General features: G+C 37.7%; 17 protein-coding genes and 2 tRNA genes. 10 read left to right on the top strand and 9 right to left on the bottom strand.

All coding sequences use genetic code 11. The features are described 5' to 3' along the window. Positions 1-67: 67 nt before the first annotated feature. The 3 genes from hrpA (at position 68) to J8L70_RS08560 (ending at position 4,731) form a co-directional block, all read left to right on the top strand. Positions 68-3,955: an ATP-dependent RNA helicase HrpA gene (gene hrpA, locus J8L70_RS08570; RefSeq protein ID WP_211055126.1), complete on the top strand. Its 3,888-nt coding sequence runs from the start codon at positions 68-70 to the stop codon at positions 3,953-3,955. Positions 3,956-4,030: 75 nt separating this feature from the next. Then, positions 4,031-4,417, top strand: coding sequence for a response regulator (locus J8L70_RS08565; protein WP_211055125.1), 387 nt, complete (start codon positions 4,031-4,033; stop codon positions 4,415-4,417). 17 nt (positions 4,418-4,434) lie between these two features. After that, positions 4,435-4,731 (top strand): PilZ domain-containing protein, encoded by a 297-nt coding sequence (locus tag J8L70_RS08560; RefSeq protein WP_211055124.1) that lies wholly within the window; start codon positions 4,435-4,437, stop codon positions 4,729-4,731. A 23-nt stretch (positions 4,732-4,754) separates the two neighbouring features. On the opposite strand, the gene J8L70_RS08555 is transcribed toward J8L70_RS08560, so the two are convergent. Then, complete coding sequence (locus tag J8L70_RS08555; RefSeq protein WP_211055123.1) at positions 4,755-5,945, bottom strand: class I SAM-dependent methyltransferase; 1,191 nt, start codon at positions 5,943-5,945, stop codon at positions 4,755-4,757. A gap of 139 nt (positions 5,946-6,084) precedes the next feature. Here J8L70_RS08555 and J8L70_RS08550 point away from each other — a divergent pair, with 139 nt between their 5' ends. Then, positions 6,085-6,741 carry an HD domain-containing protein gene (locus J8L70_RS08550; protein WP_211055122.1) on the top strand — a complete coding sequence of 219 codons (657 nt, stop codon included), beginning with the start codon at positions 6,085-6,087 and terminating at the stop codon, positions 6,739-6,741. A gap of 6 nt (positions 6,742-6,747) precedes the next feature. On the opposite strand, the gene J8L70_RS08545 is transcribed toward J8L70_RS08550, so the two are convergent. Both J8L70_RS08545 and J8L70_RS08540 read right to left on the bottom strand, forming a co-directional pair. Continuing rightward, positions 6,748-7,743, bottom strand: a complete 996-nt coding sequence (locus J8L70_RS08545; protein ID WP_211055121.1) for a two-component system response regulator — start codon at positions 7,741-7,743, stop codon at positions 6,748-6,750. Continuing rightward, positions 7,743-11,093, bottom strand: coding sequence for an MHYT domain-containing protein (locus J8L70_RS08540; protein ID WP_211055120.1), 3,351 nt, complete (start codon positions 11,091-11,093; stop codon positions 7,743-7,745). The genes J8L70_RS08545 and J8L70_RS08540 overlap by 1 nt, the downstream gene beginning before the upstream one ends. A 190-nt stretch (positions 11,094-11,283) precedes the next feature. On the opposite strand from J8L70_RS08540, the gene J8L70_RS08535 reads away from it, so the two are divergent. Further along, complete coding sequence (locus J8L70_RS08535) at positions 11,284-11,976, top strand: YgjP-like metallopeptidase domain-containing protein (RefSeq protein WP_211055119.1); 693 nt, start codon at positions 11,284-11,286, stop codon at positions 11,974-11,976. Between the two features lie 55 nt (positions 11,977-12,031). Here the strand turns inward: J8L70_RS08535 and J8L70_RS08530 are convergent. Together J8L70_RS08530 and J8L70_RS08525 are read right to left on the bottom strand one after the other, a co-directional pair. Further along, positions 12,032-12,116: transfer RNA gene (locus tag J8L70_RS08530), tRNA-Tyr, on the bottom strand. Between the two features lie 46 nt (positions 12,117-12,162). Next, positions 12,163-12,247, bottom strand: a tRNA-Tyr gene (locus tag J8L70_RS08525). Positions 12,248-12,359: 112 nt separating this feature from the next. Between J8L70_RS08525 and J8L70_RS08520 the strand changes: the two genes are divergently transcribed. The 3 genes from J8L70_RS08520 to J8L70_RS08510 all read left to right on the top strand — a co-directional run bounded on the left by J8L70_RS08520 (position 12,360) and on the right by J8L70_RS08510 (position 14,449). Continuing rightward, positions 12,360-12,887, top strand: coding sequence for a VC2046/SO_2500 family protein (locus J8L70_RS08520; RefSeq protein WP_211055118.1), 528 nt, complete (start codon positions 12,360-12,362; stop codon positions 12,885-12,887). A 142-nt stretch (positions 12,888-13,029) separates the two neighbouring features. Continuing rightward, entirely contained in the window at positions 13,030-13,329 is a 300-nt protein-coding gene (locus J8L70_RS08515) for a DUF6172 family protein (protein ID WP_211055117.1), read from the top strand. Between the two features lie 202 nt (positions 13,330-13,531). Then, on the top strand, positions 13,532-14,449 hold the full coding sequence (locus J8L70_RS08510) for a diguanylate cyclase (protein WP_211055116.1): 918 nt from the start codon (positions 13,532-13,534) through the stop codon (positions 14,447-14,449). 6 nt (positions 14,450-14,455) lie between these two features. Here J8L70_RS08510 and J8L70_RS08505 read toward each other — a convergent pair whose 3' ends face one another. Then, on the bottom strand, positions 14,456-15,214 hold the full coding sequence (locus J8L70_RS08505) for a hypothetical protein (RefSeq protein WP_211055115.1): 759 nt from the start codon (positions 15,212-15,214) through the stop codon (positions 14,456-14,458). 286 nt (positions 15,215-15,500) lie between these two features. Here J8L70_RS08505 and cysB point away from each other — a divergent pair, with 286 nt between their 5' ends. Next, complete coding sequence (cysB, locus tag J8L70_RS08500; protein WP_211055114.1) at positions 15,501-16,478, top strand: HTH-type transcriptional regulator CysB; 978 nt, start codon at positions 15,501-15,503, stop codon at positions 16,476-16,478. Between the two features lie 51 nt (positions 16,479-16,529). Here the strand turns inward: cysB and J8L70_RS08495 are convergent, their stop codons facing one another. The 3 genes from J8L70_RS08495 to pabB all read right to left on the bottom strand — a co-directional run bounded on the left by J8L70_RS08495 (position 16,530) and on the right by pabB (position 19,919). Then, on the bottom strand, positions 16,530-17,906 hold the full coding sequence (locus tag J8L70_RS08495; RefSeq protein WP_211055113.1) for an L-serine ammonia-lyase: 1,377 nt from the start codon (positions 17,904-17,906) through the stop codon (positions 16,530-16,532). A gap of 84 nt (positions 17,907-17,990) precedes the next feature. Next, positions 17,991-18,569, bottom strand: a complete 579-nt coding sequence (locus tag J8L70_RS08490; RefSeq protein ID WP_211055112.1) for a CoA pyrophosphatase — start codon at positions 18,567-18,569, stop codon at positions 17,991-17,993. 6 nt (positions 18,570-18,575) lie between these two features. After that, on the bottom strand, positions 18,576-19,919 hold the full coding sequence (gene pabB, locus J8L70_RS08485) for an aminodeoxychorismate synthase component I (RefSeq protein ID WP_211055111.1): 1,344 nt from the start codon (positions 19,917-19,919) through the stop codon (positions 18,576-18,578). 175 nt (positions 19,920-20,094) lie between these two features. Here pabB and J8L70_RS08480 point away from each other — a divergent pair, with 175 nt between their 5' ends. Continuing rightward, entirely contained in the window at positions 20,095-21,621 is a 1,527-nt protein-coding gene (locus J8L70_RS08480) for a fumarate hydratase (RefSeq protein WP_211055110.1), read from the top strand. Positions 21,622-21,656 lie beyond the last annotated feature (35 nt).

Below are 21,656 nucleotides of genomic sequence, written 5' to 3'. Positions count from 1 at the left end.
AGTTTAACCCTGGCTATTTAATTTGCTACAATCAGCGCTGTTTTTTATTTAATTTAAAGGTATGCGGGTGGTAAACCTAGGTCAATTGTTTGGTGAGTTAAAAAGTTGCTTGAAAAAAGATCAGTTTATTTTAAAGAAGCGCCTGCATGGTGTGAAAAAAATTAATGATGAACAAAAACAAACCATGGCTGTAAAAAAAATCACTGCAGATATCCATCGAAGTCAACAATTAAGAGTGACGCGTTTAGCTCAGTTACCTAAAGTATCATACCCAGAGCAGTTACCTGTTAGCCAAAAGAAAGAATCAATAAAACACGCCATTTTAAATCACCAGGTCGTAATTATCGCAGGTGAAACTGGCTCAGGAAAAACCACACAAATACCGAAAATGTGTTTAGAGCTAGGTCGTGGTGTAGATGGCTTTATTGGCCATACCCAACCAAGACGGCTAGCAGCGCGAAGTGTTGCAAACCGTATTGCAGAAGAAATGAAATGTGAGCTTGGTCAGCAAGTCGGTTTTAAAATTCGCTTTAGTGATCAAGTTTCAAACAACACGTATGTAAAATTAATGACCGACGGTATTTTGCTGGCCGAAATACAACAAGATCGTTTTTTAAATCAGTACGACACCATTATTATTGATGAAGCACATGAGCGTAGTTTAAATATAGACTTTATATTAGGGTACTTAAAAAACTTGTTACCCAAGCGCCCAGACTTAAAAGTTATTATCACCTCAGCGACGATTGATCCGGAGCGATTTTCAAAACACTTCAATGATGCTCCAATCATCGAAGTGTCGGGTAGAACGTTTCCTGTAGATGTACGCTATAGACCAATAGCTGAGATAAAAAATGATGAAAATCAGGGGCAAGGGGATCAACTCCAAGGTATTTTTGATGCTGTTGATGAGCTGTGTCAAGAAGGTCCCGGCGATATACTTATTTTCTTAAACGGCGAACGTGAAATACGTGATACCGCAGAGGCGCTCGGTAAACGTAACCTTAAAGGCACAGAGGTGCTGCCGCTTTATTCTCGACTTTCAAATGCTGAGCAAAATCGTATATTTGCGCCTCATTCGCGTCGCCACATTATTTTATCAACCAATGTTGCTGAAACATCTTTAACGGTTCCGGGTATTCGCTATGTTATTGACCCTGGAACGGCGCGTATTAGTCGCTACAGCTACCGTACTAAAGTTCAACGCTTACCTATTGAAGCGATTTCGCAAGCCAGTGCTAATCAGCGAATGGGTCGCTGTGGACGTGTAGAAGCTGGTATTTGTATACGGCTTTATTCAGAAGATGACTTTTTATCACGCCCAGAGTTTACAGATCCCGAAATTTTGCGCACTAACTTAGCATCAGTCATTTTGCAAATGCTGGCGTTAGGCCTTGGTGATATGAGTCAATTTCCATTTGTACAAGCACCAGATAGCCGTAATATAAATGACGGTTTAACCTTACTTGAAGAGTTGCAAGCAGTTAAGAGCGCTAAACGCAATCAAGCAACCCGCTTAACAGCTTCTGGGCGAGAGTTAAGTCGTCTCCCGGTTGACCCGCGTTTAGCTAAAATGGTCCTCACTGCACACACGTTTAATGCACTTCGTGAAGTTATTATTATTGTTGCGGCCTTATCAATTCAAGACCCTCGCGAACGCCCGCAAGAAAAAAGAAATGCTGCAAATGAAAAACATGGTCGCTTTGATGATCCTGATTCTGATTTTATTGCATTTTTAAATTTGTGGAATTACCTCGAAGAGCAACAAAGTGAGTTATCAAATAGCCAATTTAGAAAGCTCTGCCAAAAAGATTTCTTAGCTTATATGCGCGTGCGCGAATGGCAAGATATTGTGTATCAAATTAGCACTGTTTGTAATGAAATGGGAATAAAGGCAAGTTCTCAGGTTGCTGAATCTGAGCAGATACATCAAGCATTGCTAAGCGGTATGTTAAGCCACATCGGATTTAAAGATGATAAGCAAGTTTATAAAGGCGCTCGTAATAGTCAATTTCATATCTTTCCTGGCTCTGGTTTATTTAAGAAAAGCCCGAAGTGGATTATGTCGGCTGAATTAGTCGAAACCAGTAAACTTTATGCACGGATCAACGCAAAAATAGATATTGGATGGGTAGAACCACTCGCACAGCATTTAGTTAAGCGCAGTTATTCAGAACCGCATTGGGAGAAAAAGCCCGGTGCAGTTATTGCTTTTGAGCAACAAACGCTATATGGCATGTTAGTTGTCAATAAACGTCGTTGTGTGTATAGCAATATTGACCCTAAGGTTAGTAGAGAGCTGTTTATTCGTAGTGCGTTAGTAGAACAAGAGCTTGGCTTAAATGAATACTTTTTGACATTTAATAGCGAGCTAATTGAACAGATTCAGGTGCTCGAAAATAAATCTCGTAGACGAGATATTTTAGTCGATGAACAAACGTTATATGAATTTTATGACAATAACATCCCTAAAGAAATTAATAACCGTGCAGCATTTATAAAATGGTATAAAGTTCAAAAGCAAAAAAACAAACATATTTTACATATGAACCGTGAGCAATTAATGCAACACGGTGCTGATAATATTACAGAACACGATTACCCAGATACGTGGCAGCAAGGTAATTTAATACTCCCTTTAGCGTATCATTTTGATCCAGGGCAAGCTGTAGATGGCATTGCAGTACAAATCCCTTTAGCATTGTTAAACCAAGTGCAAAGCGAGGGTTTTGATTGGCATATTCCTGCCTTTAGGCATGAGTTAATTACAGGGTTAATAAAGTCACTGCCTAAATCAATTCGACGTAATTTTGTCCCTGCTCCAAACTATGCCGATGCGGTACTTGGGGCTGTAACGCCATTGCAAGGCAAGTTAATTGAGGCACTTACTACTAAACTGTTAAGAATGACAGGGGTACGTGTTGAGCCAAGTAGTTGGGATATGAGTGTGTTAGCGCCACATTTAAGACTACAATTTGAAGTACGCGATGAAAATGATAAGTTAGTCGCAAGAGGCTTAGACTTAGTTAAGTTACAAGCGCAGTTACAAAATAAAGTAACCGATACACTTTCTAAAGTGGCTGATCGCGGGATCGAAAAAGAGCAACTATTACAATGGGATTTTGGTAAGCTGCCGAGCTCCTATGCAAAAAAGCAAGGGCAATATGAAATCAAAGCATACCCCGCGCTGGTGGATAAAAAATCAAGTACAGCAATCGAACTATTTGATAACGAAAGCAAAGCACAAGCGGCACATAAAAAAGGTTTACAGCGATTAATCTTACTTAATATCCCTTCGCCTATTAAATATTTGCAGCAAAACTTACCTAATAAAGCAAAACTGGGATTGTATTTTAACCCTTTTGGTAAGGTTGCTGATTTGATTGACGATTGTATTAGTGCCGGCGTTGATGAGTTGTTGTTAGGGTTTGCTGATATCCGTAATGAGCAAGCGTTTGACAGTGCAAAAGAGCACATCCGTGCGCAGCTTGGTGATACAGTTGTATCAATTGCCACACAAGTTGAACAAGTATTAAGTATTGCTCATACCCTTCACAAAAAAATGAAAGGGCGTGTTGATTTAACGATGATTACCGCTCATGGTGATATAAAATCGCAACTTGAGTCACTCATTTTTAAACAATTTGTTACTGCGCATGGGGCAAAAAAATTAGCGGACTTAATTCGATATTTAAAAGCGATACAAAAACGGCTAGAAAAATTACCCGTAGATCCAAATCGAGATAGGCTATGTGTATTAGAGCTTAACAAGGTGTCTGATGAATATAATAAATTAGTGAATAAAATTCCGTCGGGAATGCCAATGCCTCCAGAAATAGTGGATATTTTTTGGATGCAACAAGAGCTACGCGTTTCCTTGTTTGCACAAACACTGGGAACCCCGTATCCAATATCGGCTAAACGTATATTGAATGCAATGAAAGAAATTGAATAAAACTTGCATTTCTTATAAATATTAGTACTTTAGTATCTGGGATTGTTTTTAAATTGGGAAAGGAATGACATTATAATGTCCTCATCAGTAAAATCTAAATTACAACGACTTTTAGTTGTTGATGATGAGTATTTCAATTTTGAAATGCTTAGCTTAGGGTTATCATCAACATTTATTTTAAGTTACGCAGATTCGGGACAAGGGTGTTTAGCCAGTGCGGTAGCCAATCCTCCTGATATTATACTGCTTGATGTGTGTATGCCGGGCTTAGATGGTTATGATACTTGTCGGATGCTAAAACATACACCTGAGACGAAGGATATACCCATTGTGATGGTTTCAGGACTTGAATCAGAATCAGAGCAGCAGGCCGGTTTTGATGCTGGTTGCGATGCTTATGTTGTAAAACCATTTTCTATGAGCCTACTACTAGAGAAAATAAACTCTATAGTTAGGCATTAATATAACAAAGGTGTTCTATGTTTACTGAAGATAAAAGAAACTTTAGACGAATGCAGATGAATACGCCCGCAACATTAACAACTTTAGAGCCGCAATCAGGTTTAACATACCAAGTACTATGTGTTGATATTAGTGCGACAGGGATTGCAATTCACCTAGATGAATTACTTGAGCTTGATACCATAGTGCAAATTATTATGAAACCGACCCATTCTAGTATTGCGCCATTAAATGCCACGGCAAGAGTTATACGTGCAAATAAAGACGATGAAGGGACGATAGGCGCTGGGCTGGAGATCATAGCTTTTAACTGATGTTAAAAGCTATGTAAAAGCAGTTAAAAGACCTTACATATTAAGCCTTTTAAATAAAACCCTTCTGGGTAACTACCTGCTATAGGGTGATCGGCTGCCTGATTTAACCGCTCCATAATAAGTAAGTCTTTACCTGCATCGAGTGCAGCATCAGCAACGACTTTTTGAAATAAGTTTTGTTCCATTAAACCCGAACACGAGAAAGTGAGTAATGTGCCACCGGGTTTTAGAATTTGCATCGCAATCATATTAATGTCTTTATAGCCGCGACATGCACCGGTTAGTTGTGCTTTGTTATCAGCAAACTTAGGTGGATCCATGACAATCGTATCAAATAGCACACCTTCATCACGGTATTGACGTAATAGTTTAAATACATCTTGTTTAACAAAATCTACTTTATTTAAATCTAAGTTATTGTGCGCTACATTACGTTTAGCAGTATCTAATGCTGGCTGCGATACATCTACATTTGTAACATGCTTACAACCACCGCGTAATGCATATAAAGAAAAAGTACCGGTATAACTAAAACAATTAAGTACGGTTTTATCTTTAGAAAAACGCTCAAGGGCAGCACGGCTATCTCGTTGATCTAAATAAAACCCTGTTTTATGGCCATCAATAATGTCCACTTCGAGTTTTAAGCCATTTTCTTCAATTAATACTGGCTCAATAGGGCTATCACCCCATAAAGGCCCTTTTATTGGTTCGAGCCCTTCTTTATTACGCACATCAACATCTGAGCGTTCATAGACACTGCAACCGGGGAAAATATTCATTAGTGCAGCGACTATATCACCTTTGTGGCGCTCTGCACCGGCACTTAATAATTGACAGACTAATACGTTATCAAATTTATCGATTGTGATACCTGGAAGGTAATCTGACTCTGCAGCACATAATCTAAAACCGGTTAAACCACCTTCATTAATTACATAGCTTCGGGCATCAAAAGCACGTTTTAAACGGCGCTCAAAAAATGCTTGGTCAATAACTTCTTTTTCATCAAAGCTCCATACTCTTGCTCTGATCTGTGAATGAGGGCTATAAGCGGCTGTCGCTAAATAGCGTCCTTCATTATCATGAATCGTTACCGTGTCACCTAGGCCTGGTTTACCTTTTATTTTTTTTATTGCTTTAGAAAAAAGCCATGGATGCTTGCGTTTTAAAGATTTATCACGCCCAGCTTGCAGGTAAATGGCAGATGACATAGAAATTCCTAGAAGTAGTAAATTAGGCGGCTATTTTAGTGTGCAATGAGATAAGTTACAACGAATGTTTTGCCGTTATAGGCAAAGCAAGTTAAAGTACAAAAGCTAAATAAACTTTACCTGTACAAAGAGAGCGCAATTGACAAAAGTACCATTAAGTAATGAGTTGAGCATATTAGATAATCAATGCAGGGAGTATATTACTTCTGTTGCGCATGCTGATGTTGCCCATGATATTACACATATAGAACGCGTTGTAAAAGTGGCCAAACAATTATGTACTGCTGAGCATGCAAACATGAACGTAGTGCTACCAGCTGCTTGGTTACATGATTGTGTTGCAGTGGCGAAAAATCATCCTGATAGAGCCAAAGCATCGACTATGGCGGCCGAGAAAGGTATTGCGTTTTTAGCCAGTATTAATTATGACCCGCAATGGTTTGAACAAATCCATCATGCTATCGCAGCACATAGTTTTAGCGCTAATATAACGCCTACCAGTATTGAAGCGTGTATCGTTCAAGATGCCGATAGAATGGATGCATTAGGCGCAATAGGTATTAGTCGATGCATGAAAGTAGGGGGCTCAATAAATCGTTTATTATATCACCCGCAAGACCCATTTTGTTTAAATCGTGAAGCAAACGATAACCAATATACGCTTGATCACTTTTTTATCAAACTCATGCATATTGCTCAAAGTATGAATACGGACTCAGCAAAACAAGAGGCTGTTAAAAGAACAAATTACATGCATGACTTTCTAACGCAATTAAAACAAGAAATTGGCGCTTAATCTAAGTTAGAAAATTTCTTGATTCGCATTTTTTATCGCGATTATTTTATCTATATTATCTATGAATAAATCGACAAGATGTGGGTCAAAGTGAATACCCGATTGCTCTTTTAAATGGCTAAGTGTTTTATCGATGTCCCATGCTTCTTTATAAGGACGCTTAGAGGTGAGTGCATCAAAAACATCAGCAACCGCTACAATACGCCCTTCAATAGATATCTGCTCTTGCTTTAGTCCATTAGGATAGCCTGTGCCATCCCATTTTTCATGATGTTCAATCGCTAATAAGTGCGCCAGCTGTAAAAGGGGAGACGGAGAATTAGCAAGTATTTTTGCACCGATGACCGCATGTTGTTTCATGTGATCAAATTCTTCTGCGGTTAATCTACCGGGTTTTAATAAAATAGAATCAGGGATACCGATTTTACCAACATCGTGCATAGGAGCCGCTTGTTTAATAAGTTCAGCTTTTTCCTCACTCATGCCATAGGCTATTGCTAATACTTTACTATATTGGCTCATGCGAATGATATGCTCACCCGTATCGGTGTCTTTATACTCCGCAGCACGTCCTAAACGTTGCACTAAATCTATATGAGCTTGCTTTAATTGCTCTGCTTGCACAAGTGATAAGTGATTTTTAACTCTAGCTCGAACAATTGCGGGGCTAATTGGTTTAGTAATATAATCTACAGCGCCTAGTTCAAATCCTTTAAATTCATCACTTTCGTCGCTCATTGCGGTAACAAAAATAATAGGGATATGAGAGGTTTTTGGGTTTGCTTTAACCAATTGACAAACTTCATAGCCATTCATGTCTGGCATCATAATATCGAGTAATATTAACTTTGGTTGTTCTTTTTCTAATAAGGTTAAAGCAGCATCACCTGATTTTGCAAATGACATTCGGTAGCTGCTACCGAGTACTTCTCGCATTACTTTTAAATTAGCAGGCTCATCATCTACAATAAGAATACGTGGACGGTTTTTTAAAGAATCCATTAATGCTCCCCTTTTTCTTGACTAACATCTTTCTTGAGGTCAAGTAACAAAGTATGAGCCGAATCAAAATCAAATTCATCAAAGGCATCAGCAATGTTATTAATTATTGCTAAAAATTTAGCTGGCGCAGAGCGTTTCAAATTTTCTAATAAATCATCATTTAGCTCAGCACTTTGTGAATCATTTAAGAGTTGATCAATGTGAACATTTAGTTCATCAATTGATATTGTCGAAGTCGGGTCGTTATCATTTGATTGACTGAGGTTACTGGCACTTGGCTTTGGACAAAGGTTAGCACTCATTAACTTAACAACCGTATCTAGTTCTTCTTTTAACAGTAATAAAATTGGGTGTATATCCGTGTCCGTATTACTGTGTTCAAGATCGGTGAGTAGCTTCATCAACGTGGTAAGCCCTAAATTACCAGCTACGCCTCTTAATGTGTGAGTGAGCGTTTTAAAATCACTCATGTCGACATTGTTTTGTGCAATTAAATTATCAAAATTTTCTTTGTTATCTTTAAGGTAGCGGCTTATTTGAGTGATCTGCTTACACTTAGTGCCCCACAATTGAGTTCCTTTAATAAAATCTATATGTAACGATTGTGGGTCGTTGTTCTCTATCATTACTTCTTTATTTAAACCATAGCCCATAACCATAGCAATTTCTTGATTTAATTGGTTAATATCGACAGGTTTGTTAGCAAAACCATTCATTCCGGCTTTTTTAGCCGTTAATTTATCTTGCTGTAATACACTGGCTGTTAACGCAATAATAGGAGTGTTTTTTAACTGTCTAGCTTGCTCTATTTCACGTATCAAGTAAGTCGCTTCTATACCGTCACACTCTGGCATATGGATATCCATTAAAATCACATCAAAGTCTTGCTCTTTAAAGATAGCAATTGCTTCGTGTCCATTAGAAGCTGTCGTAATACTATGCTCATCACGCGATAATAATAAGGATAACAACTCTGTATTTTGAGCAATATCGTCAACCACCAATATTCTAAGAGGGGGAAGTTCTGTATGAAGGCCATCAAAATGATCGATTTTGTTCTCGTCACCAGGCTCCAGTGGCAGAGAAAAGTAAAAACAACTTCCTTTACCTACTTCACTTACTAAATTAATCGTCCCGCCCATTAACTCTACTAATTGCTTACTAATAGTAGTCCCTAAGCCTGTTCCACCAAAGCGACGAGTTGTCGTCCCATCAGCTTGTTCAAAAGGCTGGAATATCGCTTTAATTCGATCTTTAGCGATACCTATACCGGTATCATTCACTTCAAAAAATAAATGCTCATTTTGTGTAGTGCGCACCTCAACACTCACCGCACCTTTTTCGGTAAACTTAATGGCATTACCAATTAGATTTGTAAGTACTTGGCGTAATCTATCAGGATCGCCATAATAAGCAGTGTGTACAGAGTCATCAATTTTGAGGGTTAAATTTAAATTTTTCTTTTTAGCTTCAAGCCAAAATGTAGAAATAATACTGTCGATAACCGGCTTTAAAGTAAAGTGAAGCGGTTCGATAGTCAGCTTACCACGTTCTAATTTTGCCGAATCAAGGATTTCATTCAATAATCGAAGCAGTGAGCGAGCAGCATCATTAACGGTAATTAAATGCCTTTGTTGTTCTTGGTTTAACGGCGTATCCATTAAGAGATCACTAAAACCAATTATGGCGTTCATCGGGGTACGTATTTCATGGCTCATATTTGCCATAAAAGACTGTTTAGCAATGGCGGCTTCTTCTGCAGCGAGTTTGGCGCTTTCTAATTTCTCTTCGTATTCCTTTCTATCGGTAATATCGATTAAAACACCGTCTATCCAGTTCGTTTCGCCTTGTTCGTTATAATCAAAGCTTCCTTGTTCAAGTAACCATAAAATACTGCCATTGCGATGGCGTATACGGTACTCAACTGAATATTGTCGCTTGTCTTTTAATGCTTGGTTAATTACGTCGAATAACGGGAGCTGATCTGCTTTTAATATTAAATTTATAAATTCTATATTATTGTTCGTAAATTCATCAGGTGTATAACCTGTTAGCTCAACTATGTTTGGACTTATGAAGAGTGTGCTTCTTGCTGTATTATGTTCGCACCTAAATGCAACACCGGGCATGTTATTCATTAAAGAACGGTAGCTTTGCTCTTTTTCGATTAAACTTTGTTGTAATGCTCTCTGCTCAGTTAAATCGGTAATAAAACCTACAAATAACGGAGTCTGATCTTGTAATTTAACCTCACCAACACCGAGGCGAATAGGAAATAATTGACCATTTTTGTGCTTTGCATGCACATCTCGATTAATCCCGATAACTTTTCCAAAATCAATATTAGCAGCATGCTTTAGGTAACTATCATGATCTTTTGCTATGCTACTATCCATTAGCATTTTGACATTTTTTCCTAGTATCTCATCGCTTTGCCAGCCAAATATTTTCGTTACGGCTTCATTAATACTTAAAATAACCCCTTTGTGATCAATGGTTATAATACCGTCAATAGCAGTACCTAAAATCGCATTTAAGCGAGATTGTTCTGCTGTTTTTTCCGATAATAAAAGCTTGTAACGCACAATACCATTAAATACAGCCACTAAGCTGGTTAATACGATTGTCGCAGTTGCAACAGCAATTGCTATGAAATTTAAATCTGATGCATTTGAAGTGTCTTTAATGATTGGAGAAGTAGCAACAAAACGCGATGCAGCCATCCCCATATAATGCATACCAGTCACTGCAAAACCTAAAATACTCGCACTGATGAAGCGGCTAAGTGAAAAATTTAATTGCGGGAACTTCACTTCTAAATGTACCCGCGTATACAATCCAATGAAAGACAGTCCGATCGCAACAAAAATTGATAATATAAATATGATTGGGTCATAACGTAAAAGCGGTGCCAGTTCCATTGCAGCCATACCACTGTAATGCATAGTACCAATACCCGCGCCTAGTAATATAGAGCTTTGTATTAGGGTTTTCATTGACTTATCACTATCGACCAACAAAAACATAGCATATTGGCAAGCAAGAAAAGCAGGGATGAAAGATAAAAATGTGGTTGTTGGGTCATAGGTTATTTGCGTGCACAGCGAAAAGGCAATCATGCCTATAAAGTGCATACTCCATATACCCGTAGAAAAAACCGACGCAGCGGTTATTTTCGACATAAGTTTATAATTCGAAAAGGATGTTTTTTTAGCTAAATCGATAAGATATGATGTGAAAAATGCTGCAAAAATTGCAATAGCAAAAGATAGAAAAACTAACCAAGGGTTGTATGTCCCATTTAAAATTAAACTCGGGTCTTGATCCGTGATAAAAAATGCTTGCAACATAAGGGCTCAAAAAATAAACGTTAGTGCTATAGTTTAATACAAAATATAAACAAAAAGAAGGCAGTTTTTTTATTAGGAACAAAGATATAGAATGTTAATGATTAATTAACTATAAATTAACTGTGAAGTGATTTGGTTAGTTATAAAGTAGTGTTTTTTTCGCGAAGGCTAAGCTAAAAAGAGAAAGGTTTTGTTTGAATACCAATTAAAAAGAAGTACGCGGCGTAAAACGCTTGCTATAAAAGTTGTTAACAAAAAAGTAACAGTTTATGCCCCTCGAAGCGTGTGTGCAAAGCTAATCAACGAGTGGCTATTATTAAAACAATCTTGGGTAATAGCTCAATTAAATAAACAATATTTAGCAATAGAAAAAACACAATATCCATTTAAAAATCAATGTATACAAATTTTCTCACAAAACGTATTAATACATTTTAAGACCGACACAAAATCTTTTGTCAACATTGATAATGATTACTCTAATATGACTATTCATACTTCTTCGAGGGTTTCTGCAATTGATCAGAAAAGACAAAAATTACTGCAGGAGTGTCTACTTCATACTCTAGAGCAATACATAGATATGAAACTTCATTACTTTTGCCAGCTGATGGAAATGACTTTACCAAAAAAAGTGACAATCAAAACTTACAAAAGAAGATGGGGGAGTTGTAATAATCATGATGAGCTTACCTTTAACTTGCAATTAATTGGGGCAGATAAGTCGATTATAGATTACGTGATAGTTCATGAGCTTGCTCATCGGGTTCATTTAAACCATAGCACTGAATTTTGGGCGTTGGTTTCACACTATTACCCACAGTATAAAAATGCTGAACGATGGTTAAAAACAAATGGTGATTCTTTACAGTGGGTATTTTAACAAAGAAGCGATAGCTAGAATTTTTAGACTTATATTAATTAATATAAAAGGAAAGTGGTGGAGGGAGCTGGATTCGAACCAGCGAAGGCTGAGCCGTCAGATTTACAGTCTGATCCCTTTGGCCGCTCGGGAACCCCTCCACACTAATTTGTTGCAATGGCCCCACTTATCTTAGCCGAAGAAAAGTGGTGGAGGGAGCTGGATTCGAACCAGCGAAGGCTGAGCCGTCAGATTTACAGTCTGATCCCTTTGGCCGCTCGGGAACCCCTCCAATGCAACGGCGCTGATAATAGCAAAAAGTTTATTTAAGTAAAGAAAAAAGCTAAAGAAAAATGAAATAAAGCCGATAAATACATATTCTTCATTATAATCGGCTAAAGTATATGCAAATCGATGGTTTGTTAATCACAGAGAGTCAGCTTGATACACGGCTAAATAAAAGTGTCCATGAAAGACGTCGTGGCGAATTTTCACTTTTATTAGCGATGCTCTCTCATGATGCTTTAGATTTTAGTCAATTTCACTTACCGCAATCTGACTCGTTAAATGACATAGTAGATGAACACGTTCTGCGAAAAAAGTTTGGGAGCGGACCTATTCAGCAGTTAGCACCAGACAAATTTAATATGCTAATTGGTCAACACAATTGTAAAATATTGCAACAAAGTGGTGAGCAATCTGGAATGATGACGATAAAACTAACGCATTGCTTAAATCCAGAGCCATTAGTTATAAGAGATGACAGTACTCATATCCCTCTATCGGTTTTAGATAATTGTGAACTGGCAGTTAGAAAGCGCACTACGAATGAATCAATACAATTAACTAATATGCCCATGGATGCAGCTGGGTTTTATGATAGTTTACAAAATGAGTCTATCCATAAACCTCTCCATTTATCATATGCGTAGATGGCCTATATTAATTGATGTTGTTTTTATTTTTTTGATCCGTTAAAAAAACATCCAAAATTTAAATGTAGTTGCTATAATAGCCAAAAATGATGTAACGAAATCATCGTATATCAAAATATTTAGGTAAATTAGGAAAGTAATGAAGAAAACATTCACGTTAAATCATGAGAAAATCAAATACCCTCGTATGGTTGATGCTGCAAAGCATGAAGTGAAAAAATATTTGAAAAGAGAGCGAAATAAAACACTTCCTGTTGATGCTGATTATTGGGCTTTTGATTGTAAGTTTGGAAATACAGCAGACGATGCACAAGCGATTCATGTTTCACAAATAAACAGTAAAATCACAGAGATTGAACAACAAGAGTTGGCTCATTTTTATGTCGAAATCTTAGCTCGTCCAGCTCAACGTGAGTTTATTGATGCAGAAGATGCATAAATACTAAGCAAATTTATTGCCTTATAAAAAGTGTTTCACTCTTTATAAGGCTGACTTACCAATAATAATCATTTGATTTCTCTCTAATAATCCCTCTTTTAATACTTTATACAAATAAATAACAATTAAACGCTTTATATTTGATTTATATTATTTAGCATAATAGTATTAGATAAAATTACAATAAAGATATAATGTTAATATGAAGTTAAATACCGGTTTGGGTAAAATACAGTTGAATTTAGATAATGCTAAAGTGTTGATTGTTGACGACCAGCCATTAAGTTTAATTGTATTAAAAAAACGTTTATCTGAGCATTTCTCTGTCAGTACCGCGAGCAGTGGTGAAGATGCTTTATTGCAAGTAAAAAATGATATTCCAGATATTATTTTATTAGATATATCTATGGACGGCATGAGCGGTATTCAGACGTGTATAGAATTTAAAAATAATGAGCTCACTCACGAAATACCGATAATTTTTGTTACTTCGCTACAGCATGAAGAAACTCAATGTTGGGATGCCGGGGCTGTGGATTTTGTAACGAAACCTATTAACCCCGAAACACTTTATCAACGAGTACGTTCACATTTAACGATTAAGTTTCAGCACGACATACTTTTAAAACAAGTGTTTTTAGACGGTTTAACTAATGTATTTAATCGTCGTTACTTTGATAGTCATTTTGAAAAAGTTGAATTACATGCGTTAAGAGAAAAAACGGATTATGCGGTTTTACTTATTGATATTGACTACTTTAAGCAATTTAATGATATATATGGTCATCTACAAGGTGATAATGCATTAATTCGTGTAGCTAAAACAATTACCGATAGCTTATTGCGACCACAAGACTTTGTGGCACGCTATGGTGGTGAAGAGTTTGTTGTTGTGTTACCTAATACCAGCTCAGAAGGCGCTAAATATGTTGCCGAAAAAATAAAATGCAACATAGAAAGCTTAGCTATCGAACATCAGTTTTCAGAGCATGATTATTTAACAATAAGTATTGGTGGAGCAACTTTCAAGTCTTTTAACGACAATCAACAAACAATAGAAATAGCGGATAAATTACTGTATAAAGCAAAATCTGAAGGAAGAAATCGCATTCACTTTTAACTGCCGTTACCACTTCTTCTTCGGAGCAAACAAGACATCTAAATCATCTTGTTCTTCTTCCGCTTTTTTCTTCAGTGCTTTCTCATTAGAACTTTTTAACTCTTTGGTAATTGCATTTAAATAACCTTCAAGTTCGTTCTTTTTTGCTGTAATGTAATCATCACTATAAGTTAATGCACTTAATGTTGCATATGCTTTTTCAAAGTATTGACGGGCAGAGCCAACCATACTCGCTGAACGTGCTGATAGCCCACGTTTAATTTGACTGTCTATGTTAATTCTCACCTGAAGTTTTTCAAGGCGTTTATCTTCCATTGAATATGTTGCACTTTCTATTCGTCCTTTATTGTGTTCACTACGAATAATTGAGCGTATTTTTTTTATACTTTGAATGATACCAATAAGTTGCTTATCGTTGTTTGGTAACGCCATGGTGTCGCTATTATTGCCCTCAACGGGTTTTTCTAATAATTCTTTTGATTGAGATAAACGAGTTTTTAAGGCTTTGGAGTTAGGCGATAAAGATGACATTTCTATTAGCGCATTATAACTTCTGCTTTGTAGTGTTCTTATTAATGCCTCTGAAAGCGGGATATTTGCACTATTCATTAATGCATCGTCAGATTCTTCAATTATCGCTTTGAGCTTTGTTAATTCTTTACGGCGTTCGATTTCTTTTTTTTCTTTACGTTGCTGCATTGCACCAACCCATAGGGCAATAATGATGAGTGCAACAATTAATATAATAATAATAGAAACGATCATGTTAAAACTCTCTAGTTCATAATCTAATACTGGATAATATTACATTATTTTTATGAAATTAGTTATTTTTATAATTATTGATTATACCACTGTATGGTCATTAACATGACAAAAATTAGTATTGCTCATAAATGAGCTACCTGAACATAATAGATTATGCTAGCCTAGTAGCTAAACTAGGCGTATGTCATGCTATTTTGTTTAAAGCGTTATTTATTTTATTTACTCGTTTTTAGCCACATACTCTCATCTACTTTATTGAATAATAAAACTAAAAAATGCAGCTATGAAATTACAACAACTTAGATATATCGTAGAAGTACAAAATCATAAATTAAATGTGTCGGCGACTGCTGAAAGTTTATTTACCTCTCAACCAGGTATTTCTAAACAAGTGAGGATGCTTGAAGACGAACTTGGTGTGCAAATTTTTGGGCGTAGTGGCAAGCATTTAACTCATGTAACCGGAGCGGGTGAAGAAATTATTAATATTTCTCGCGAAATACTCTCTAAAGTAGAGGGTATCAAAGCGGTGGCTAATGAGCATACTTTACCGGATCAAGGTAAGTTAAATATTGCCACAACCCATACACAAGCACGTTATGCGTTGCCTAATGTTATTCAAGGGTTTATGAAAAAATTTCCTGCGGTATCGTTACATATGCACCAAGGCACACCGCAACAAATTTCTGATGCAGCAGCCAGAGGTGATGCTGACTTTGCAATAGCAACTGAAGCACTGCACTTATATTCAGATTTGGTTATGTTACCTTGTTATCATTGGAATAGAAGTATTGTGGTGGCAAAAGATCACCCACTTGCTAAAAAGGCAAATACCTTAACCGTCAATGATATTGCTCAATATCCACTGATCACATATGTATTTGGTTTTACTGGACGCTCTGAACTTGATAAAGCATTTAATGCTCAGGGGCTCGAGCCTCATATTGTCTTTACTGCCACCGATGCCGATGTCATAAAAACATATGTCCGTTTAGGTTTAGGTGTCGGTGTTGTTGCTTCTATGGCCGTTGATGAGATTACTGATACTGATTTAGTGTGTATTGATGCTAGCCATTTGTTCGAAGCTAGTACAACTAAAATAGGGTTTAGAAAAGGTAGTTTTTTACGTACTTATATGTATGACTTTATTGAGCGCTTTGCCCCACACTTAACCAAAGAACGCGTTGAACGTGCAAGTTTGCTTCGTAATCAAGACGATGTTGATAAGCTGTTTGAAGATGTGGAACTGCCCATAAAATAATTTATTTATAATACAAAGCCGCACTTGTGCGGCTTTTTTATCATAATAATATTAACACTCAATAATATTAACAGCTAACCCACCGCGTGCGGTTTCTTTGTATTTTGTTTTCATATCATTGCCAGTATCAAGCATGGTTTTAATGACTTTATCAAGAGATACCTTTTGCTCACCGCTGCCTCTAATGGCTAATCTAGAAGCATTAATTGCTTTTATAGCACCCATAGCATTACGCTCTATACAGGGGACTTGAACTAATCCGCCAACGGGATCACAGGTTAATCCTAAGTTATGCTCCATGCCAATTTCAGCTGCATTTTCAACATGAACAACATTGCCACCCACAATTTCTGTTAATGCGCCTGCTGCCATAGAGCATGCAACACCGACTTCACCTTGGCATCCCACTTCGGCTCCTGAAATAGACGCATTCTTTTTATATAAAATACCAATCGCCGCGGCAGTTAATAAATAACGTGTTGCAATATCTCGGTCTACTTCTTTTATAAAAGTATGATAATACATTAAAACCGCAGGTAAAATTCCTGCTGCACCATTAGTTGGCGCTGTAACAACGCGCCCTCCCGCTGCATTTTCTTCATTTACGGCTAATGCAAATAAATCAACCCAGTCCATAGCACGAAGTGGATCGTTACTGACTTCTACATTCAGTTTTAAATATAAACTGGGGGCACGTCGTTTTACTTTTAGTCCACCGGGTAAAATCCCTTCTGTACGCATACCACGCTCAATACAGGCTTTCATTACTTGCCAAATATTAAAAAGCTCATCTTTTATTTGATTTTCGCTGCGTAAAGTTTTTTCGTTCTGCATCATCAGGGTGGACACACTAAACCCTGATTCTTTACATAATTCGAGTAATTTTTGTGCGCTGTCAAAAGGGAAGGGGGCTGGGTTTTGCTCGCGAATATCAATAGCAGCTTGTTTTTCATTTTCAAACTCTTCATCGCTTACGATAAAGCCGCCGCCGATTGAGTAGTATACTTTGCGAAATAAAACGTCTTTTTCATTTGAAGCTATAATTTCCATGGCATTTGAATGTTTTGGCAAGGTTTTACGGCGATGAAATATAATAGCCCCTTGTTTTGGAAAATTAGCTTTTTGTTGTTTATTTAAATAAATAACTTGTTCTTGCTCTATGGTTGCCAAAATCCCTTCTACAGCATCAGCATCGATGGTTTCAGGATCGTAACCTGCAAGGCCTAATATAACGGCTTTACCTGAGCCATGCCCTATACCTGTTTGGCCAAGTGAGCCATATAATTCTACTTTTACATTGGTAACTTTAGTGAGTAATTTTTGCTCTGTTAATTCATTGACAAATAAACGCGATGCACGCATTGGTCCTACCGTATGTGACGATGATGGTCCTATGCCTACACTAAACATATCAAATGCACTGATCATAATGTGCCTCTATTTTACCAGCACGCATGCTGAACTTTGAACGGTCGACTATCATAACGCACCGCCTTTGTGCTGTAACTACTATTACGCAGTTTTTAAACTGATCTGACGAGTAAAATGACGAATAATATTTGCTGTTGCCCCCCATAATAAGCCATAAGGGGTGTAAAAACCCGGTAAGTGTTGCAGCTTATTATTACGCTCAAATGTGAAATGTTGCCAATTATGATCTTGGCTTAATGCATGTAAAGGCAGTAAAAAACTAGCTTGCACTTCATTTACATCGTTTTGCCACTGTGTAGTTGGTTTCAATAAAGCAACATAGGGGCTGATAGTAAAACCCGTTAGCGTGTGGTGAACCGGTAATACGCCTAATACTTTAACATTGTTAGATTCGATGTTGAGCTCTTCTTTGAGCTCTCTCAAAGCGGTTGTGCGAAGGGTTAAGTCATGGGGTTCAAATTTACCACCGGGTAGACATATTTCACCCGGGTGATGAGATAAATGACTCGCACGTTTACACAATAAAACATGGGCATGATTATTAATATCGATTATAGGAATGATTACCGCACTGGCACGCGTGTTTAAGTTAGTCTTTATCGACTTATAAGTAGGAAGTGATGTTAATAAAAACCGAGTAACGATATCTTCACTATTCAAAATAACCTACAGTTTTAATAATGGCAGAATTTTATTTACTTTATCGTAAGTCTCTTGGTATTCCAATTCAACTTTAGAGTCAGCCACAATACCTCCACCGGCCCAGCAATAGATTTTGTTTTTGTGACAGACTAATGTGCGAATTGTAATACTGGTATCCATATCGCCACAGGCACTTAAATAGCCAATTGAGCCACAATAAATACTGCGTTTATGCGGCTCCAGTTCTTCAATTATTTCCATTGCTCTTATTTTCGGAGCGCCTGTAATTGACCCCCCAGGAAAAGCGGCCTTTAATTGGTCAACGGCTGTTTTATCATGTGCTAACACTGAGGTAACGGTACTGACTAAATGATGGACTGCCGGAAAACTTTCTATAGCAAATAATGAAGGCACTTTTACAGAGCCGGGTTTTGCAACTTTACCTAAATCGTTGCGAAGTAAGTCGACAATCATCACGTTTTCAGCCCGATCTTTTTCTGAATTTAATAATGTTTGTGCTTGAGCGACATCTTGTACGGGGTTGTCTTTACGAGCTAAAGTTCCTTTGATTGGTTTACTTTGTACACGCTTATCGTTAACTGAAATGAAGCGCTCGGGTGAAATCGATAAAATCACTCCATTCGGGTGATTAATAAAACTAGAAAAAGGCGCTTTATTTGCTTCTCGAAGGGTTTTATAAGCGTGCCACTCACTCCCTTGATAATCCGCTACAAACCGCTGCGCTAAATTAATCTGATAACAATCACCGGTTTTTAAATAACGGTGGATGCTGGCAAATTTTTTCGCATACGTTTTTTCATCCATATTTGATTGCCATGCACTGGTTAGTGAAAAGCGGAGACTTTTAGTTGGGGTTTGTAAATAGCTTTCATATAACGCTAAACGATTTACTTTAGGCTGTGAAACGTAAAACCAGCTGTTACATTGTTTATCAAAAATAAGGGCGTCTAAGTACAATCCAACGGCCATTTGTGGCATGTCGATATCGTGTTTAGCTAACTGCGGGATGTGTTCTATCGATCTATTTAAGTCGTAGCCAAAAAACCCAAGCCAGCCACCGTTAAAAGGAAGGCTATGTGGTTTATTAGCATCGAGTAAGTTTAATTCAGTTTGCAAAATTTCAAAGCATGAACGAGGGTCGAACTGCTCGTTCAAGTAGCTTTTATTATCTTTTACTTCTAGTGTGCTCGATGGGGCAATGGCGATGATATCGTAACGACTATCAACATGCTGATCACTTGCCGAATCAAGTAAAATGGCATAAGGCAAATGAGCGTAATGAGCAAACACGTCAATACAGTTTTGGTTAATTACTAATTTTTTTAAATTATTTTCATTGTTTAGCATTAACTGCCCCCTTAAGAACTAGCTCGAAACGGGCTGGGAGGTTATCATAAGTGAAATTTTTTTGGCAGCGTTTAGTTAAATGTTGTAGTAACAAATTTTAAATAACACAGCAAACCACCGTCACCGGTTTGATTTGGCTTACGTGTTAAGCCTAACGGGAACTTAAGGAACCACTATGAGTACAATCCGTCAGCAAGACTTTATTGATAGCATTGAAGATGCATTGCAATATATTTCTTTTTATCACCCACTTGATTTTGTTCAAGCACTTGAAAAAGCGTATAACAAAGAACAAAGTAAAGCGGCTAAGGATGCCATCGCACAGATTTTAATAAACTCACGTATGTCGGCAGAAGGTAAGCGCCCTTTATGCCAAGATACAGGGATTATTACGTGTTTTGTAAAAGTGGGCATGGATGTTAAATGGGATAAAACCGATTTAACGGTACAACAAATGGTAGATGAAGGTACTCGACGTGCTTATTTAAATCCAGATAACCCATTACGTGCTTCGATAGTTGCCGACCCAGCAGGTACACGTAAAAACACCAAAGATAATACTCCTTCAGTTGTGCATATTGACTTAGTCGCAGGTGGCGAAGTTGAAGTGATGGTCGCAGCGAAAGGCGGCGGCTCAGAAAATAAAAGTAAAATGGTGATGTTAAACCCATCAGATGATGTTGCTGCATGGGTTGAAAAAACGCTACCAACCATGGGAGCTGGTTGGTGTCCGCCAGGCATGTTAGGTATAGGTATTGGTGGTACGGCAGAAAAAGCTGCGGTCATGGCCAAAGAGTCATTAATGGACCCCGTTGATATCCATGAGCTAATGGAGCGTGGAGCAGAAACTACTGAAGAAAAACTTCGTTTAGAAATCTTTGAGCGCGCAAATAAGTTAGGTATTGGTGCACAAGGTTTAGGTGGATTAACGACAGTTGTTGATATAAAAGTAAAAACGGCGCCAACACATGCCGCATCAAAACCCGTTGTTATGATCCCCAATTGTGCTGCAACTCGCCACGTACACTTTACATTAGATGGCTCAGGCCCTGCTGATTTAAAAGCGCCAAAACTTGAAGATTGGCCACAAGTTACATTTGAAGTCGGTGAGGGGACTCGCCGTGTTAATTTAGATACATTAACAAAAGCAGATGTAAAAGAGTGGAAAATGGGTGAAACCGTTTTACTTTCGGGCACGATCCTTACAGGTCGAGACGCGGCTCATAAACGTTTGCAAGATATGATCAATTCAGGTGAAGGTTTACCTGAAGGTGTTGATTTTGATAATAAGTTTATCTACTACGTCGGTCCTGTTGATGCGGTTGGAGATGAAGCTGTAGGCCCGGCGGGCCCAACAACAGCGACACGTATGGATAAATTTACTGATATGATGTTAGAAAAAACAGGTATTGTAGGCATGATTGGTAAAGCCGAACGAGGCCCTGCAACCGTTGACTCAATTAAACAACACAAATCGGTATATTTAATGGCGGTAGGTGGCGCTGCTTACTTAGTTTCTAAGGCAATTAAAAAAGCACGTGTAGTCGCATTTGAAGATTTAGGTATGGAAGCTATTTATGAGTTTGAAGTAGAAGATATGCCTGTAACCGTTGCTGTAGATAGTGAAGGTGCAAATGCACACACTCAGGGTCCTGCAATTTGGAAAGCCAAAATTGCTGAGCTCGATGAAAAGTTAAAGTAAATATTTAATAACAAAGACAAAGCGAGCTAATTAGC

The sequence above is a fragment of the Pseudoalteromonas sp. MMG010 genome, from assembly GCF_018100905.1.
In the GTDB taxonomy this organism is placed as follows: domain Bacteria; phylum Pseudomonadota; class Gammaproteobacteria; order Enterobacterales; family Alteromonadaceae; genus Pseudoalteromonas.
Note: the sequence above shows the minus strand (reverse complement) of the source record. Positions and strands in the feature narration are given on the sequence as shown.